The organism is Mesorhizobium sp. M0478, assembly GCF_040321305.1.
In the GTDB taxonomy this organism is placed as follows: Bacteria; Pseudomonadota; Alphaproteobacteria; order Rhizobiales; family Rhizobiaceae; genus Mesorhizobium.
This window is the reverse complement of the sequence record NZ_JAMYRH010000007.1, coordinates 1-16,647: the sequence shown is the minus strand read 5'-3', so window position 1 is coordinate 16,647 and position 16,647 is coordinate 1. Positions and strand designations below refer to the sequence as shown.

10 protein-coding genes and 2 pseudogenes are annotated in these 16,647 nt (G+C 58.7%); 6 read left to right on the top strand and 6 right to left on the bottom strand.

Features of this window, described 5'->3' with window-relative positions:
- Window positions 1-911 precede the first annotated feature (911 nt).
- From NKI64_RS17605 to NKI64_RS17585, 5 genes and pseudogenes are all read right to left on the bottom strand, one after another.
- Window positions 912-2,210 carry an epoxide hydrolase family protein gene (locus NKI64_RS17605; protein ID WP_352668999.1) on the bottom strand — a complete coding sequence of 433 codons (1,299 nt, stop codon included), beginning with the start codon at window positions 2,208-2,210 and terminating at the stop codon, window positions 912-914.
- 691 nt (window positions 2,211-2,901) lie between these two features.
- Window positions 2,902-8,370: an AAA family ATPase gene (locus NKI64_RS17600; protein WP_352668997.1), complete on the bottom strand. Its 5,469-nt coding sequence runs from the start codon at window positions 8,368-8,370 to the stop codon at window positions 2,902-2,904.
- Between the two features lie 424 nt (window positions 8,371-8,794).
- Window positions 8,795-9,982 (bottom strand): site-specific integrase, encoded by a 1,188-nt coding sequence (locus tag NKI64_RS17595; RefSeq protein WP_352668995.1) that lies wholly within the window; start codon window positions 9,980-9,982, stop codon window positions 8,795-8,797.
- A complete protein-coding gene (locus tag NKI64_RS17590; protein ID WP_352668993.1) occupies window positions 9,975-10,265 on the bottom strand; it encodes a hypothetical protein in 291 nt (96 codons plus the stop codon). Before NKI64_RS17590 ends, NKI64_RS17595 begins: the two co-directional genes overlap by 8 nt.
- A gap of 260 nt (window positions 10,266-10,525) precedes the next feature.
- Window positions 10,526-10,738 (bottom strand): annotated as a pseudogene (locus tag NKI64_RS17585) (nucleotidyl cyclase domain-containing protein); the annotation flags it as partial.
- A gap of 611 nt (window positions 10,739-11,349) precedes the next feature.
- Here NKI64_RS17585 and NKI64_RS17580 point away from each other — a divergent pair.
- The 5 genes and pseudogenes from NKI64_RS17580 to NKI64_RS17560 form a co-directional block, all read left to right on the top strand.
- Window positions 11,350-11,547: pseudogene (locus NKI64_RS17580) on the top strand (DoxX family protein); the annotation flags it as partial.
- A gap of 341 nt (window positions 11,548-11,888) precedes the next feature.
- Window positions 11,889-12,014, top strand: coding sequence for a hypothetical protein (locus NKI64_RS17575; RefSeq protein WP_023690236.1), 126 nt, complete (start codon window positions 11,889-11,891; stop codon window positions 12,012-12,014).
- Between the two features lie 456 nt (window positions 12,015-12,470).
- A complete protein-coding gene (locus tag NKI64_RS17570) occupies window positions 12,471-12,755 on the top strand; it encodes a hypothetical protein (protein WP_352668987.1) in 285 nt (94 codons plus the stop codon).
- A gap of 1,239 nt (window positions 12,756-13,994) precedes the next feature.
- Window positions 13,995-14,294 (top strand): DUF1236 domain-containing protein, encoded by a 300-nt coding sequence (locus NKI64_RS17565; RefSeq protein WP_023669226.1) that lies wholly within the window; start codon window positions 13,995-13,997, stop codon window positions 14,292-14,294.
- Window positions 14,295-14,617: 323 nt separating this feature from the next.
- A complete protein-coding gene (locus NKI64_RS17560; protein WP_352668985.1) occupies window positions 14,618-14,911 on the top strand; it encodes a helix-turn-helix domain-containing protein in 294 nt (97 codons plus the stop codon).
- Window positions 14,912-16,029: 1,118 nt separating this feature from the next.
- On the opposite strand, the gene NKI64_RS17555 is transcribed toward NKI64_RS17560, so the two are convergent.
- Window positions 16,030-16,275, bottom strand: coding sequence for a hypothetical protein (locus NKI64_RS17555; RefSeq protein WP_023723634.1), 246 nt, complete (start codon window positions 16,273-16,275; stop codon window positions 16,030-16,032).
- Between the two features lie 20 nt (window positions 16,276-16,295).
- Here NKI64_RS17555 and NKI64_RS17550 point away from each other — a divergent pair, with 20 nt between their 5' ends.
- Entirely contained in the window at window positions 16,296-16,583 is a 288-nt protein-coding gene (locus NKI64_RS17550; RefSeq protein ID WP_352668983.1) for a hypothetical protein, read from the top strand.
- The last annotated feature ends 64 nt before the right edge of the window (window positions 16,584-16,647 follow it).

Sequence of the window (16,647 nt, the reverse complement as noted above, 5' to 3'; positions counted from 1 at the left end):
GCGTCGATCCCGTCGGGATCCCATTGGCAACTAAGGTCACCAGGGCCACAAAGACCCGCCATCTGAACCACTCGATGGTCGCGGTCAAAGCGATTCTTTATCCATGGCATGAAAACGCGATACCCTTGGTCCCCGCATTGAAGAATACACAAACACTAGCCACTCGATACAGTTGAGCGCCCTAAAGCACCATAGGCTACGCTGACGTACCCACGCAACTCCCCAAGCACTGGACTTTAATGCGCCAATGTTAACGCTGCCCCCTGCTATTCCGAAAATCCATAGCACCTTGGTATTGGTCTGGGGTTTTTTGTCGGTCGACGGGCAAAGGCTCGATCCAAAAGGATGCAAAAACGTTCGCGTCCTCTCTCCCACTCTTTAGGAGATGATTTCCTTGAGACGCAGCATTTCCGCTGTTCCCGTTTCAAACGCATCAATCGGAGCCAACGAAAATCCGGCCGAGGAGGCCAAGCACCTTCAGGGATCGATGAGAGATCTTCTCAACCTCACAGCCTTAGCCTCGCACATTCGCTGGAAGGACCCTTCGGCCAGGCGAGATTTGGCACTGGCGTCGTCCGGGGCGCCCGAAGGCTTGTTATACAGTGACCGGCTGTCGGACGTATCGACGTTGGCGACGCAGAGTTCTCGATCGCGACAGTGCCCAATGGGGGGAGCGAGCATCTCATTTGCCATTCCTTACATCGGGAACAAATCCGCATGAAACCGCTGCATATGCAAAACCCGGCTACCCAGTCACACCTTTAGAGGACAGCGCCGTTGACCAACCATCCGCCGATGACGATTCATCGACGATGACGTCATGAAGCAGAGGCCGCCGCCCCGCCTACGGGACGGCGGGCCGCCGCGCACATCTCCCTTACCTGGCCCGAGGCAGGTCTGCAGCGCACTGGTCAGGCGCTACGCAACGACCCGAACGCGGCCCGAAGCTCGCTGGCGAAAACCTGCGGCTGTTCCCAGGCCGCGAAATGACCTCCCTTCGGGAGACGGTTGTAGTAGATCAGCTTGGGATACGCCTTCTCGGTCCAGCTCCGCGGCGCCGTGTAGATCTCGTCTGGAAACGCACTCACGGCGGTGGGCAGGGGTACGCCTTTCGGCGCGAAGAAGGCGAGCTTGCTTTCCCAGTAAAGGCGCGCCGATGAGACCGCGGTGTTGGTCAGCCAGTAGAGTGCGATGTTGTCGACGACGTCTTCCTTGGACAGACCCTCGGACTTTCCGTCGAAGACGCGGGCAATCAGGTCATAGCTGCGTGCATCGTGGTCGAGCATCCAGGCTGCCAGTCCGATAGGTGAATCGGCCAGCGCGTATAGCGTCTGTGGCCGGTTCGCCATCTCTTGGGCGTAGGCCAGCCCATGCTTCCAAAAGAAGTCAAGCTGATCCCAGGCATAGCGTTCGTCGGCCGATAACCCCGACGGCGCGAGGCCACCCGCAGCAAGCGCACTCGATACTTCATCCGGCAAGGTGGCCGGCATATTCGTGTGGATGCCGACAAGACCCGGCGGCGTCTGCAAGGCCATCTGCTCGGTGACGGCATTTCCCCAATCGCCGCCCTGCGCCACATATCGCGTGTACCCTAGGCGCGTCATTAGTTGGCCCCAGGCTCGCGCGACCCGGATCGGGTCCCAGCCCGCCGCCGTCGGCTTCCCCGAGAAGCCGTGACCCGGCAGCGAAGGGATGACCACGTCGAAGGCGTCGGCGGCGCTGCCCCCGTGGGCCGTCGGATCGGTCAGGGGGCCGATGATCTTCAGCTGCTCGATGATCGAGCCGGGCCACCCATGGGTAACGATGATCGGCAATGCGTTGGTATGCTTGGAGCGGACGTGGATGAAGTGGATGTCCAGCCCGTCGATTTCGGTAACGAATTGCGGCAGCCCGTTCAGATAGGCCTCGCATTTGCGCCAGTCGTATTCGGTCTCCCAATAATGCGTAAGCGCCTGCATCGTCGCGAGCCGAACGCCTTGGGTGGTGTCGTTCACCGTCTCGCGCTCGGGCCAACGCGTGGCTTTGAGACGCCGCTTGAGGTCGACGAGATCGGCGTCCGCAACATGGATACGGAACGGGCGGATGGCGGCAGATCCGCCACTCGTCGAAATCGCCCCGGCGACACCCGCCGAGGCAATCATTGCAATAGCCCCTGCGGCGGATGCTACGAGAACTTCCCGGCGCGTGGACATTGAAGATAATGGTGACATCTGTACCTCCTCATAATTTGGCGAAAGCTGCTCGCGTCGAGCCAGCATCAACCCATGAGGCCAGTAAGTGCCGGTCGGCTCTATTGGACGTTGGTATCGCCGATACCTTGGTATGCTCCCGCGTCAAGCGCATCTCACCGCACCCCGAGGCTCCGCCACGTGACCTCTGGACTGATGCCTGAGGCGCTTGCGGCAGGACAGCGCCAAGGGCGGGCGCATCCACGCCGTCCTCGTCGGTACAAATGTATCGGCGATACCTGGGGTCCAATGGATGCGTGTCAGGCGGCGCGCGAGGCCAAACGTTGTGCGCTCGCATGGCCGAGTGGTCACCTGAATGCTGGTTCTGCTCTGTCACGGATTGTAGAGCCGAGCCATTGCGCCATCGAGCTGGCGCGCTGGCATAGGCACGGAATATATGCGGCGGCACGGTTGCCGTACGGGGTAGCCCCCGGCCTCCAATGAAAACGTATGGCCTCTATCTGCAACTGGAGCTGTGCTTACGCACTGTCGTCATCGCCCCGGCAACCTGTCATCGGTTTGAGGAAAGGGCTTTTCTGGAATCGTGAGGTCGCTGGCCGTAGTCAGAGCGTTACAGCTGGCGCGAATTCCAACTAGCACGTCGCTGATTTCGGTAGTTTCGGCGGCCCAACCAGTTGCGTTCGCCTTTAGCGGCCCTAGCCGCAGATGGGTTCTAAGCCGATTCTTTTCCGATTGGCAGCATCACGCAAAACACGGCGCCACGAGGTTTGTTAGGCGTTGCCCAGAGACGGCCGCCATGCGCTTCCACGATCGAGCGGCAGATCGGCAATCCCATCCCTAAACCGCTGGACTTGGTCGTGTAGAACGCCTCGAAGATGCTATCGGGATTGGCCTGAGACAGACCCGGACCCGTATCGCTTACCGCGACCAGCACTCCGTCTGGCTCAGCCTTGCTGGTCCTGATCGACAATTCGCGCAGTCCCTGCCCAACCTCGCTCATCGCTTCGATGGCGTTCATGATCAAGTTCAGGATCACTTGCTGCAATTGGACTCTGTCCCCCAAAATGTGCGGCAGGCCCTCTGCCAGTTGCATCTTCTGCAAGACCCCTCTCTCTGACATTGGGATGCGGGCTAGGGCCGCAATTTCCAAAATTGCTTCGTTGACATCCAAGTCTTCCTTTCGTGCCGGCGCATTCTTGGAGAAGTCACGAATCCGGCTCACAATATCAGCGGTTCGCTTTCCGTCCCTGATAATCCGGTCGATCGCGTACTTGGCCCCTTCCAAATTTGGCGGCTGACGGTCGAGCAAGCGCATCGCGGTTCCAGCATTCATAAGCGTAGCAGCAATAGGTTGATTGACTTCGTGGACGATGGACGCGGCGAGTTGGCCCATCGTTGCCACGCGGTTGGCGTGCACCACCTCTGCCTCGGCGCGTTTTCGCTCCGTCAGGTCCAAAACGAAGGCCACGCCCTGATGTCGGAGTTCGTCGAAGGTCGCCCCACCCACAAGCACGGGCACGAGGCTGTTGTCTTTCCGAACAAGGTCCTTTTCGTAAGGTCTGCAGGTGCCAGTAGAAGCCATATCCGCCAAGGCTCGTTCGTCGGCTCCCCTCCATTCGGCCGGAGTCAAGGAGCTCCAGCTCAGGCTGCCCGAAATAACAACTTCGCGGTTATATCCCACGATCTGAAGAAAGGCCTCGTTGGCCTCCAGGATGGGGCCGTCAAGATCAAAGATGCATATTCCAATTATATTGGAGTCGACAAGGCGTCGAACCTTCGCCTCCCGTTCTTGGAGATCGCTATAGAGGCGTGTGTTCTCGAGCGAGATCGCCGCTTGCGCCGCCAGCATTTCCAACACAGTAATTCGTGCCGGTGTGAACGCGTGTGAAGTCAGCGCATTTTCAAGGAGAAGAATTCCGGTCAACTCTCCTTGTTTGATGAGCGGCACGCAGAGGATAGACTTCGATTGTCGTTTACGCAGATAGTCATCAACGGAGAACAGGTTGGGTTTGGAGGCATCATCGAGAATCACGCTTTCGCGTGTACGGATGACGTATCGGACGAGCGATTCTGGACAGGTGATCGGGGTGATCGGTTCTTGACGCATCATGACGTCGATCTGATCTGCGCTCGCTCGCGCCTCCGCTTGGATCAGATATTCATCCCCTGATGGCAGAATCAAAAGGCCGCGATCCGCGCCTGCATTCTCGATTAAGGTCTTCATCAGCCGCTCGATCAAACGGGGCAACTCGATCTCACTGGACAAAGCCTGAGAGGCTATTACGACACTCGCAGCATCCAGATGTTGAACCGGCGAGCCAACGATTGCAGCATCATGTTGTCCTTCTGGGGCGGCCAGGTGTGGATAAAGCCGATCGAGCTGCGCCGTCTTGCCGTGGGCGCCCCAGCGGAGATAACAACGCCGGGCCTTGTGCAGATGGGCATTGGCGGATGTCTCGGAGCCGCGCGCGTTGTAAAACCCGGCCGCCAACTCATAGGCCAGCCCCTCGTTCTGTACGAAACCTTGGTCGCGCGCCGAGGAAATAGCCCGCTCGTAAAGCTGCATGGCCGCGGCGTCACGTCCTTCAATACGGGCGATCTCTGCAGCCAGCAGTGCATGCCTGTCACCGAACGTTGGTGGGTAAATTTCGGCCCACTCTCTCAGTTGCTCCAGATGCACCGCCAGGAGATCATCCCATGTTCGCTTCTCGGCGGCGGAAGCGTTCTCATACAATGAGGCCATCGCCAGCGCGCTGTAATAGAAGTAGTCGAGCCGCTGGAAATGAACGGGTGCGGCCCAAAGCAGTTCTTTCGCCCGCTCGGCTGACGCTAGCGCCTCGACGCAGTCGCCCGACAGAAACCGGGCTTGTAACTTGAGGACCCAGTATAGGCACGCCGCGGTCGCCGTTGCGTCAGCCGCGATCTGCGTTTCGAAGTCCGCTTCGTCAAACTGCGCATCACTGAAGGTGGAGAAGGTGAAGGCACGGCCCTGCATGGTCGCAATGAAGCGTTGCTGGGCCACGATAACGGTAGCGACGTCATGGAACCGAGCTTTCCGGACAAAGTCCAGGGCCATTTCCGACTCACGCCACACCGCGTCGAGCGGATCGTTTCGCATCAGAGAATTGGTGACGGACTTGTCCATGCAGTAGCAGGCGACGGTCAGGTCACCGGTGTCGGTCGCTATGCGAAAGGCCGTTCGCAGAAAATCCATCGAGGTTGAGATCGGTTGCGTCCAGACGGCGACTACACCTTTCGCGTGGTAGGCCTTTCCACGGTACGCCGCGAAGTTGTGTTTATCAACGATGCGGCAGGCGAGCTCCGCGAATCGGTAACCCTCGCTGTAACGGCAAAATGCTGGTCCAAGGATTTGACCGAGATCCGCAAAGCCATGGGCAGATGCGCCGCTTGTGCCGTGCTCCATGGTCACCGTCGCTATCCGGCACGCGAGTAAGCACCACAAATGGAAGTCAGTATGGTTAGCTGGGGAGAGGAGCACTGAGAGCACGTCCATCGCGGCCAGCATTTCTGGATCCGTCATCAGTGGCAGATCAAGCAAGCTTTCGATCGGGCGTCCGCCGAGGGTCTGCCAGACCATCTCGTATTCGGCCTGGACCTGCGCCAGGGTTGGGTGCGCCGCGACGTCAATGCCGAACAGCCGCAAACACGAGAGTGCGCTCTCGACTGCTTGGGCGTTTTCCGATTTCAGAGTATGGAGAAGGACTTTCAGACGGTAGGTGGTCGCAAGATCGACTTTCGACGCCGCGCGTTGCGAAAATTCCACTAACAATTGCTCGGCTTCTTCGAAATCGCCGATCAAAAAATTGCACTCCGCACGTTCGAGCCAGAGGCTGAACGTCAGCTCGTACTGGCTGTCCCAGCTTTTTTCGTCAAGCATGGCCAGTCCGGCTGCAAGATACACGCCCGCAGACGCATAGGCAGCCGACGCTTTGGCCTTTCTCCCGGCGCGCAGGTTGAGTGTCGCCAGCAGGGCTTTCTCCCGCGAGTCGGTCAGCACTGCAGCGCCCCGATTGAGCTGAGCAACGACATTGAACAGATGATCGGCGAGTTGATCACCCGACATGTTCGCCAGCAGCTTGCGGCCGATGAGTAGGTGGGTGTCAACGCGGTGCTCGTCGGGAATGAGCGAATAAACCGCCTGTTGAATTCGATCATGCAGGAACCTGTATGCGCCATCCAGCCGATCGATAAGACCAGTATAGACTGCCTCCCGGAGTGTCGCGTGCATTGCTTCCTCTGGTCCATTCTGTACCAGAGTCAGGGTGGCGGTGTCGGCGACGTGGCCTAAACAAGCGAGTTGTTTCAGCACTTCCAGGGTAGGCGGAGAAAGCCGCTTCAGCTTTTCCACCATGAGATCCACCACGTTGTCAGTATAACCCTTTGCGTGGATGCGATCGAGTTCCCAACGCCAAGCTTGCGCGACGGGGTCAAACATCAGCAGACCCTCATCAGCTAACTCGGTCATGAACTGGATTGCAAAGAATGGATTTCCGCCAGTCTTTTCCTGAACGAGCTGCGACAACGGCCGCGCGCGCTCGATGTCACACTGCATCGCACTCGCGACAAGCTGATCGACGTCTTTTAGACCGAGGGGAGCCAAGATTATCTCACCCACCCTCGCCTCTGCTTTTTTGATTGCATCCAGCGTTCGCAAAAGAAGGTGTGCGGGACCGACCTCGTCATACCGATAGGCGCCAACCAGGAGAAGGTGGCGCACTTCCGAATGCGTGATCAAATGCTCGATGAGGTCGAGCGTGGCCGTATCCAGCCATTGCAGATCATCGAGGAACAAGACGAGCGGATGATCCGGCTTGGCGAACACGCAAAGGAAGCGGCGGAACACCAACTTAAATCGATTCTGCGCTTCTTGCGGTGGCAGGTCGGAAACGGCCGGTTGTTTCCCGATGAGGAACTCGACTTCGGGAACGAGGTTGACGATCAGCTGTCCGTACGATCCAACCGCCTCAGCCAAGGCACGCCGCCATTGGTCCACTTCCGCTTCGCTTTTGACGAGAATCTGCCGGACCAGATTCTGGAAGGCCTGTGCGAGGGTCGAGTATGGGATATCGCGCTTGTACTGGTCGAACTTGCCTGCTGCGAAAAGTCCGCGCGACGGGACGAGGACCTTATGCAATTCGCTCACCACGGAGGATTTGCCGACGCCGGAATAGCCCGATATCAGGACGAGTTCCGAGACGCCTTCGGCCACGACCCGATCAAAGGACGCGATCAAGGAGTCGATTTCACGTTCCCGCCCATAGAGCTGCTCCGGGATCATCAACTGGTCCGACATGTCGTGCGCGGCGAGCGAGAATGGTTCGATGCGACCATGCAGCTGCCATTCCATCAAACAGCGACGCAGGTCAGCCTCGACACCCCCGGCAGTCTGATAGCGTTCCTCCGCGGTCTTCAGGAGAAGCTTCATCACGATTGACGAAAGCGCATGTGGAATTTGGCTTATCCTCTCACTGGGCGATTCGGCGCGCCTCGCAATGTGGCAATGAACCCACTCCATCGGATCTGAGGCGGTGAACGGCAGTCGGCTGGTCAAGACTTCGTACAGCGTGACACCCAGAGAATAGAGATCACTCCGAGAATCGATAGAACGGTTCATCCGCCCGGTCTGTTCGGGAGCCATATACGGGAGTGATCCGGCGATAAATTGGGGCGTCTCGGGCGCCTGACGCTGGCGGGGGAGCCGCGACGTGACCCCAAAACCTGTAAGCCACACGCGACCGAAGTCGTCCACAAGTGCGTTCGCCGGCCTAATGTCCCTATGGATGAGGCCTTGCCGGTGGACTTGACCAAGCGCGGTTGCCAGACCGATGGCTACATGCAGGAAGCGGACCAGGTCGATCGGGTGTCCCTTGTGCTGCTCAACTGTCTGATCCAGGGGTTTACCACCTGGGTCCTCAAGAATGAGGAGCATTCGGCCTTGAAGACGAATCATTCCGAGGGGCAGAGCCGCCCACGCTGAATCGAGTTCGCTCGCCAACGAGTATTCGTGTTCGAGCCGCCGGAGATTCTGAATCGACGGCTGCTCACCAGCTACCGCTACCGCCAAGATCGGTATGTGGTTGCCATGCTCTCTTCCGCGGTAAAGCGTGAACTCCGCGCCTTCTCGAAGCAACTCCAACGCGTACTTCGAACCCTCAGGCATCAAGATTCTTCTTGCCATGGGAATGAGCCGTTGTTCACACAGTGAACTCGGCCGCGCAGAGAGTGCGATGGTCGCTCCCTAAGCGTCAAGGCCCATTACTGTCAGCTGACGACCCCACCTTCGTACGCTTTCGGACGGAAGGTAGCGAGTCAAATTCTTAGTCTGGCTCGCCATCTTCGCGGAAGTCCTGCACCCGCGTGGCTTCCCGATCAGGAAACCAAATTGCCTGTTGACCGCCTCAGAGATAGTCGAAACGGTCACCCCGTCCACCAGCTTGATTGAAATCGGCAAAAAGTGACCCATTGGCACGACCTCCATCTTTTGAGCGCCAAACGCGAAAATGTCGACAACGTCTGCCTTCTAGCCTCCTCAAGCAGCTCTCGTTTCAAGGGGTTAGCTACCGCCCCTTGAAAAGTTTCAACTCTCATTCTCCGGAGAGTTTCAACTTTCTGTATTCGTTCCGTTCCAGGCCAAGCAGCGTTCTGCCCTTGCGGCGGCTGGCGTCAGCTGAGCGGACGGCGGCCAGATTGACCGGCATATAGGTCTTCTGCAGCGCCTTGTTCCCGTCGATCGAATTGCCCATCTTGGCCGAGATTGCCTCGACCGACGCGCCTCCGGCATTTGCCTCGACCGCGCCGGAACGCCGCATGTCCATCAGCCGCCGCTTCTCCGATGTCCCGAACACCAGCGTGCGCAGATCGGCAAAGTCGTCGACCAGAGAATCCTTGGTGTAAGGTACGCCGGCGCGCGGCCGGCCGCCCTTCGGGCCCGGCGCGAAACCGCGCGAGCGAAAGATCGGCGCATCGTCAAGCAGGGTGACGCCTAGTGATTCGACATAGGCCAGCACCAGGCGCTGCGTGCGTGACGACAGCGTGCCGAAAGCCGCCTCGCCACTCTTGCTGCGTGCAATCAGAAAACCCCATTCCTGTGCTGTCTGCATTGCCTGCGCCGGTGTGAGCGTGCGCACGTCGACGGGTGAGAAGCTCGTGTCCCACGCAACGGCGATGACGCAGGCCAGTCCGCGGTAGCCGGCGCGCCAGGCGCCCTTGACCATGCGCACCGCCTCGCCTGCCGTCCAGGTCTGGTGGCGCGGTGGTGGCGTCTGGCGGCGGATCGCCTGCGATGGGTCGGAGCCGGGTGGGCATAGCTTCATGCCTGCCATGACATTGTAGAGCGAACGCCACGTCTTTACGGCACGGTAGGCGGTGTCGACCCCCTTGACCCGCAGCAGACGGCCATACCAGTCGTCGAGCAGCTCGAGCGTGATGTCGGCTGGCGGCAGGTCGGCGAAGTACGGCTCGATGAAGGTCCAGCCGCGCTCCCAATCCTCGCGGGTGCGCGGTGGCTTGCGCCTCCATGCATCCATGCGGCGGTAGCGTGCGAAGGCGTCGCCGATCGAATCCTTTGGCCATACATGCAGGCGCGACGGCTCCCCGCCCTTGCGAAATTCCTGCCAGCGGTCTTCCCACTCCCTGGCGATCGTCCAGGCCTCAGGCCCGTCGATTCCACAGGAAATGCATTCGAAGCCAGCTTCGATCATCTTAGGCGTCGGCAGCCAGTAGCCGTATTTGCCCTTACGGATGACGTAGTGCTTCAACTTGATCTTACCCAAGGGTCGCCAGCCTCGCTCTTGCAATGTCGATGCTAGACTGCGCGCCGGATCCTGATCCTGCAAGACCCGCGCGTCGATCCAACCAGGCGTCGATCGCAACCATGTCGTAGTTGCCGGTAATTGGGCAGGCCTTGGGAAAGCCTTGATCCTGCAACGCGGGCAGCAATTCCATGAATTCCCGCAGCGTCAGGTGGAGATAACGCGCCGCCTTGATCGCCGGCACGAGCCGCGGCTGTACCGGGAAGCGGATAGATGACGGTTGTAATGTGTGGGTTTGGCTCATGGCACCAAAACTCTATCCACCGTCCATCGGGACGGCGGATGGGCGCTTGTCGTTGAGCGGGTGTGAATTTCGCCCGTGTCAGCACCTCCGCCGCACAGCATGCGATTTTCCTACTCCGTGATCTCGTTATTCCTGCATCAGGGTGAATGAGGCTTAGAATAACGGCCTTTTTCCCCCATGCCTATTCGTCCAATCCTTAATTCGCAGAATCGGCGGCCACAGGGCGAGAATACTTATAATCGGCGGCTTCAAAGCCGCTACGCCCGGGCAACCCGGATACCCTCGGCGATGTTGACGCCACTACCCATCAGGTCGCCATCGTGCTCCTGCACGACGTCACCCAGGTGAATGCCAATCCGGAACTCAATGCGACGATCATCGGGCACCCCGGCATTGTGCTTAGCAATAGCGTTTTGACGCGCGCAGCGGACTGCTTCCACAACGCTGCTGAACTCGACGAGGCTCCCATCGCCGCGATAGACAGACGCGAGTGTTGCCTGCCGGTCGCCTGGACTGCCCCCCGCGCTCCCGCCCCACACAGGATGCCGGCAAGCAGACGCTGAGCCAGGCGCCTCCTCTCGGCTCGGGTGGAAATTGGCTACAGTGACAGGACACAAGCCTGCTCCGCCACTTACTCGACGCTGCTGAGGAAGGCAGCTTTGCCGCTGTCGCACGAGACTGCGAAGTTGTTTCCCCCTTCGTCGCCCGACGCGTCGCTGCTCTCATAATATCCTCTTGAAAGGCCCCGATATTCCCGAACTGGACGGCCGATGTTGCGGGCCAAAGAGCGTTAAAAAAACGAGGCGCCCGGACCAATCACATTGCCGAGACAGAAATTGCGCTGTCCGGGAATAAAACGCCGCTTGCCGTGGTCCTCCATGCATAAGCTGCTGATTGACCTTGAAGGAACACCACACTGCAAACCTACACATTGACGAGCACGACGGGGTCGGTCGGCGCATTCCAGGACCTCTGGAAGGCGAGAGGTCGGCCGCCTGCGGCCGGCTGACTCACCTGTCTACCGCAAGGTGCTGCCGCGGTCGGGATCGAGAAACTCATGCGCTGCGGATGCGATATGGTCGTGAAATTGCTGCATTTCGAAAAGGATCTCGCCAAAGCGGGCGACATGTTCGTCCTGGCCCTAGCCGGCGCCGGCGCGATATCTCTCGACAGGGTGCTGAACGGCCTCGTGAAGCGCCGGCAACAGGACAGAGAGACGGTTGCGGCGCTCATAGCGGCCGGTAGGCCTCTCTCGGTCGGCGAAATCAAGCTTCCATTCTAAACCGGCCAATACGCCGGGCATCATACAACCCGCCCGCCCAATCGGCACCCAGCACACTGCCTTGTGACCTCACCTCAGGGCATACCTTGATGTTATCAGCGATTACCCGTCGGCCAAGGCACCGGTTTTGAAATTCGCTTGATGGCGTCCCTGCCCTTGCCGTTCGACTCCGTCGAGTCCTTGTGTGTCAATTTGTTGCGACGAGAGCTAGTCCCTGTCGTGCTGGTCCGTCTCGTCTCATCCCGTGGCTCTGCAAAAACCGTAGCAGCATGTTCGCAACCTGTTCACCCATGTTGATTTCACGAGTTTCCGACTGTCGGCATATAAGAGGGAGAGGTCCGATGGATTTCATGTTGATGGTGAACATTGCCGGCGGCATCCTTCTGGCCATCGCAATCCTCTCGGTGTGTCTCGTCGGATGGCTGTTTTACCGTTCGGGATCGACAATTGAGAGGCGAAAGCTGTGACAATGAAAAGTCCGCCACCGTGAGCCAGACCAGAAAACTCATATTTTAGCACCTGCGAAACAAAGCTCGCTATTCCGCGTTGAGGCTCGTCGAACAACGGAGCTTCACGAATGGATCCGGCAACTGCAGCTGTGATGATTTTGCTTTCTTGCAGTCCCGCCCAGGGAGTCTGCAAGCCACTCGATACATCACCGTCCATGTTCGGATCCCTTGAGACATGCCAGTTAGCGTTAGCCGTGAGGCTCGAGGGCGCTCCCAACGGGGAGATCGTGGGGCGATGCAGTTCGATTGATCCCTCCGCTACAGGTTCCCTTCCAGCCGGGTATAGCACGATTGTCGTCACGCGGGGCACAGGGGCGGGTGCGGTGAGCAGTCGCTACATCGTGCCAGACAAAAACTGAAGCCAGCCACCGTGAGGCAGCGGGCTATTCATTCTCGACCGGACAATTATAGGCCTTGCCCTCCCTCTATGAAGCCATACTCGGCATCGTTGGCTTCGCGCTCGTCGTCAGCTTCGCCATCGTCGTCGCCTTCCCTGTCATCGGTCCCGGTGACTTCGATGCCACCGGCCAGACAGGGTTCGAGATCCGGGTCGGGCTCTACGAAGTCGAGCAGCTACATCAGGCGTTCTTCATCTTCGATCGAGCGACGGACCGCCATGTCCGAAAGGCAGAGGTTCGTGGCTGGGTAGCGAAGAATCGCACACGGTTTTCCGTCATTTGCATGGTTCGCAGAGATTAGCATTATCGCCTACTCTCATCTCGTCTGGCGTCGTCTCCCTCAAAGCAGCGCCGGTAAGGCTCGGCGCCCTTCTTAGTTTCTCCCCATGTGTCAAAAGGAGGTCGCCGGGCCTTGCCAGGCCCCGCTGCTCATCGCTTGCGGGGTGTCCTGATGACTGAGCTTGGCCCCGTGGCCTAACGGCCAAAACCAAACGTTCCGAAAAGCTTTCCCAGGCTGGCGGCAGCCGAAGGGCTGCAGAAGAGGGATCGTCAGACCGCTCCTGGCGCACCACAGCGACACCACCAAGCTGTAAGTCAGGTCCATCGGCCCTGCTGATGAGTGCCCTTGGACAGATGGATTGCGTTTGCCACGAAAAAGGAATCGTACCGGCCCGTTCTCAGCACGTCAGCCGGAACGGGCCATGAGCAGAAGCAGCCGACTAGCTAAAATCGCAAGACGACCGAAGGACCACGTCGGCGATAGCACCGCACCCGACGGCGCCCGTGTCGCCAGTAACTACGGCAGACTCTTCTCCAGCCGCGCCGGCGGCGGCGCCGGTGGTAGTAATCTGGGTCGTAGTCTGGGTCGTAATCTTGGTCGTAGTAGCGCCGATGGTTGACCGGCTCCACTTCCGCGTGAGTACCTTCGTTGTCGAAGGCGTCTGGCACGTCGAGTTCTTCGAGAATGCCGCTTTTTGCCGCTGGAACACCGGCCAATGCGTTGATAGGCCGGACCGCGCTTGCAAAGGCTGCTGCCCCTGCAACGCCAAATATCGCTGTCAAAAAGGATCGCCGATCCATAGTAAACCTCCCAAGTTACATGAGCTGAACGAAGCGCCCGCCTGCTGAAGGAGCAGGCCCAGCGCACGGTAAAATAGAGGATTCGCCAGCCGCTCAAGCAACTCGCGAATCCTATCAGCGCAGGAAGGGACCTGGCTGCGCCGATCCAAGACATGTCAGCTAAGGACGACCGCCATTACCAGAAAGGTAACGGCTGTTGCAAAAATCGGTGCGAGCAACCATCGCGCCTGGCCAACACTTTGATCCATTTGTTCTCCCCCGTTGTGGAGAACCAACAAGCTGAAGCCCTAATCCGTTCCGCCTAGTCCAAAGGTAAGACCATTGCGTTGTACGGTCGGACTTTAGACCAATCGGATTAGACAAAGGTGCGTAGGCGGGAACGTTTACCCCGGTTCAAAGTTGGTTGCCGGGCAGTGCTGGACGATGGTCGTCGTGTGCCGGTCCTTGCAGGAGAGAAGATATGAAGATGCACTTTGTGAACACCGCCGCAGCCATGTTGCTCTTGGCGGGGATCGGCTCCGCCGCCGCTGACGACATTATCATCCAGCCGGAACAGGACACGGTCATCCGTGAGTATGTTAAGAAGCAGCCCTTGGCTTCGGTGAACCTTCCCGGCGTGGAATTGAACGTCGGGACAGCTCTGCCGGAAACTGTGGAGATCCACGAGGTCCCGAACGTCAAATACCGTTACGTGGTGGTCGACAACCGCACGGTCCTAGTCGATCCGGGCACCCGCAAGATCGTGAAAGTTTACGACTGAGATTTCGAACGAACCCACGCTCGCCACCCTTGGGTGGCGAGTGTGTGCATTCAAACGCTACTCAGCCGGACAATTCAAATTGCCACTCAGCTGGACAATGAACATGACGAACCCCGAACTCGAGAGGACGCAAGCCCTGGTTGCCCGCTTGGCTGATCTCCAAGCAAGAATGCAGGCAGCACGTCTTGTTGGTGCCGAGGTAACAACCGTCCGAAAGGTTGCAGCCACAATCGATGACGGCTTGCGACAGGCCGGCCTCACACCGTTAGAAATCGCAGAAGGTCAAGGGGAACAGTTTAGCGATACTAAATGTTCGACTGGCTATGGACAGCCGAACCGTACTCTCAGCAGATCAAGTCAGAGCAGCACGAGCCCTACTGAACTGGCCGGGTGTGCGACTTGCCGCCAAGGCCAATCTTAGCGAGATGGTGATCAGCGCTTTTGAGAACGGATACAGGAAACCGCGTCCCCACAACATCGCCGCCATCCGCAAAGCGTTTGAGGATGCCGGAATCGTTTTCACCGTCCAAGGCACTCCATCGCTAGCCCGCTCAGAAGGTGATAGCGGCCTAGCCGCCGATAATGGACGGTGGCGGGGCCGGGAGAAAAAAGGATAGCGGGGAAAAGCCCGTGTACCCACTGCACCCGATCTCTAAAGCGGCCGCTAACAAGGGCGGTTGTTCACTGACTTTGTGCTGGCGCTCACCTTTCTAAGGTGCCGCTCGAATATGGCCAGCTTCTCTTCGTAGCCGAGCCGCACTCTGGACCTGCAGCTATCGCATTTGAAACCGGCAATCGTTTTCAGCCAGGATCCCCTTCTCACCATAGGGCGTGAACAGGAGGGGCATTGGAATTCTAAAGGTACGTCGCGCAGTTCATTTGATAGAGGCACTGTGCATGTTCTCCCCAGCGGCACGGCCACTGCAACAAAGTAGAAGGAGAAATGTTTCCGGCTTCGGCCATTTACGCGGAGCAATCAGACCTAAGTCCAAATGCTGAAGGGGGCAGGCAAGCTGTTCCTTGCCCTTCGATCCGGATCGTCTCCGTGGCCTCACCATACTCGGCCGTAGCTCAAAGGCTCGTATCACCGGCCAGAACGCGCAGTTCATCCAGTGGAATGGGACAGGACCGGCAAAGCCTCGCGACCGAACTTCTCGAGATTAGACGGATCCGTTGGCCTTCCGCAGAGGCCATGGCATAACATTCGAGCTCGATCAGCTGTGTTCCTTGCCCTTCTCTATAACGCGGACCAGCCATTCTCAGCAGGCTTCGGCGGATGTTGCATCGCGGCGCGGAGGGGTTTTATTAGCTCCCCCTCATCTTGACGCTGGCGCCGGCTGCTCCAAAGTCTTGGGCATCGCTCGGGGAAGTATCAAAGTTGGCGACGAGGTCGCAGTCACGGCGATTGTGCGCGATCGCGTGTCACGCGACCGCATAAGCGTGACGATCCCCTCCTACGACTTCCCGCATTCTGTTGTCGATTCGACTTCGAAGGCTGTAATTGGCCAGCATATGGAATTGATCGGCCCTGTCACACGCATCGACGGGGACAAGGTAACCGTCAGCCTCCGGCCATTGGTGACTGTCGACGCCGAGCACGTGCGCCTGGTCGAAAGCCACGTGGCGCTTCCGCGAGCGCGAAAAAGGCCGCTCGTTGACAAAGTTTAACTTGCCTGCCCACCCAAGGAACGGCCAGTGAAACTTTACCCATCACATCGGCTCTGGTCGCCTCCCGCTAGCTGCCGGCGCGTTGCGATATCGGCGCAGTAGACGGGTTGGCATTTTCCGAACTTTCCGCCATGTCGTCGCGATGACGTTGGCGAAGGCGCTTCAGCAGATCGCGTGAGGCTTGAATCGCCCTGCGCGATTGATCCATGTTCTGGCGAAACGTGGCGCGTTCCTCCATGGACTTCTGCCACTTCAGCAAGGTGGCCGTAGTCGCAGTAGCGGCTTGAGCGATTTCTATGGGCGTTGCAACCATCGCATCCTCCCAAAAAGGCAATGGTAAACGCAATCTCTATAGGCCCAACGAAGCCCTTTCTTCAATCAAAAACGACCATACGGCATACGGCAAAATGGCTATTCGGCGGGCCGCTCGACGGCGGCTTCGTCGACCTCGGCTTCCATCTCGTCTTTGACGGTCTTGGTCTTACCAAAACCAGCCATCGCCACACCGTCAAAGCCCTGCAGCCACGCATCGGCATGTTCCTGCCAGTAAGCTGGCGCCTCACGCTCCTTGCCATCCTTGCGTGTCCGTCGTCAGGGTTTTTGAGACAGACTGCGGCCTGATTTAGGGGAGGCTCTGGCTCATCTGGGTTGGCATTTTAGGCTGCGGCTTTGCGATGCTGCAAGC

Coding starts and splice junctions, on each gene's coding strand:
- NKI64_RS17605 (WP_352668999.1), bottom strand. CDS start 2,210: ATGTCACCATTATCTTCAATGTCCACGCGCCGGGAAGTTCTCGTAGCA.
- NKI64_RS17590 (WP_352668993.1), bottom strand. CDS start 10,265: ATGAGCCAAACCCACACATTACAACCGTCATCTATCCGCTTCCCGGTA.
- NKI64_RS17575 (WP_023690236.1), top strand. CDS start 11,889: ATGGATTTCATGTTGATGGTGAACATTGCCGGCGGCATCCTTCTGGCC.
- NKI64_RS17555 (WP_023723634.1), bottom strand. CDS start 16,275: ATGGTTGCAACGCCCATAGAAATCGCTCAAGCCGCTACTGCGACTACG.
- NKI64_RS17560 (WP_352668985.1), top strand. CDS start 14,618: ATGGACAGCCGAACCGTACTCTCAGCAGATCAAGTCAGAGCAGCACGA.
- NKI64_RS17565 (WP_023669226.1), top strand. CDS start 13,995: ATGAAGATGCACTTTGTGAACACCGCCGCAGCCATGTTGCTCTTGGCG.
- NKI64_RS17550 (WP_352668983.1), top strand. CDS start 16,296: ATGGTAAACGCAATCTCTATAGGCCCAACGAAGCCCTTTCTTCAATCA.
- NKI64_RS17600 (WP_352668997.1), bottom strand. CDS start 8,370: ATGCCTGAGGGTTCGAAGTACGCGTTGGAGTTGCTTCGAGAAGGCGCG.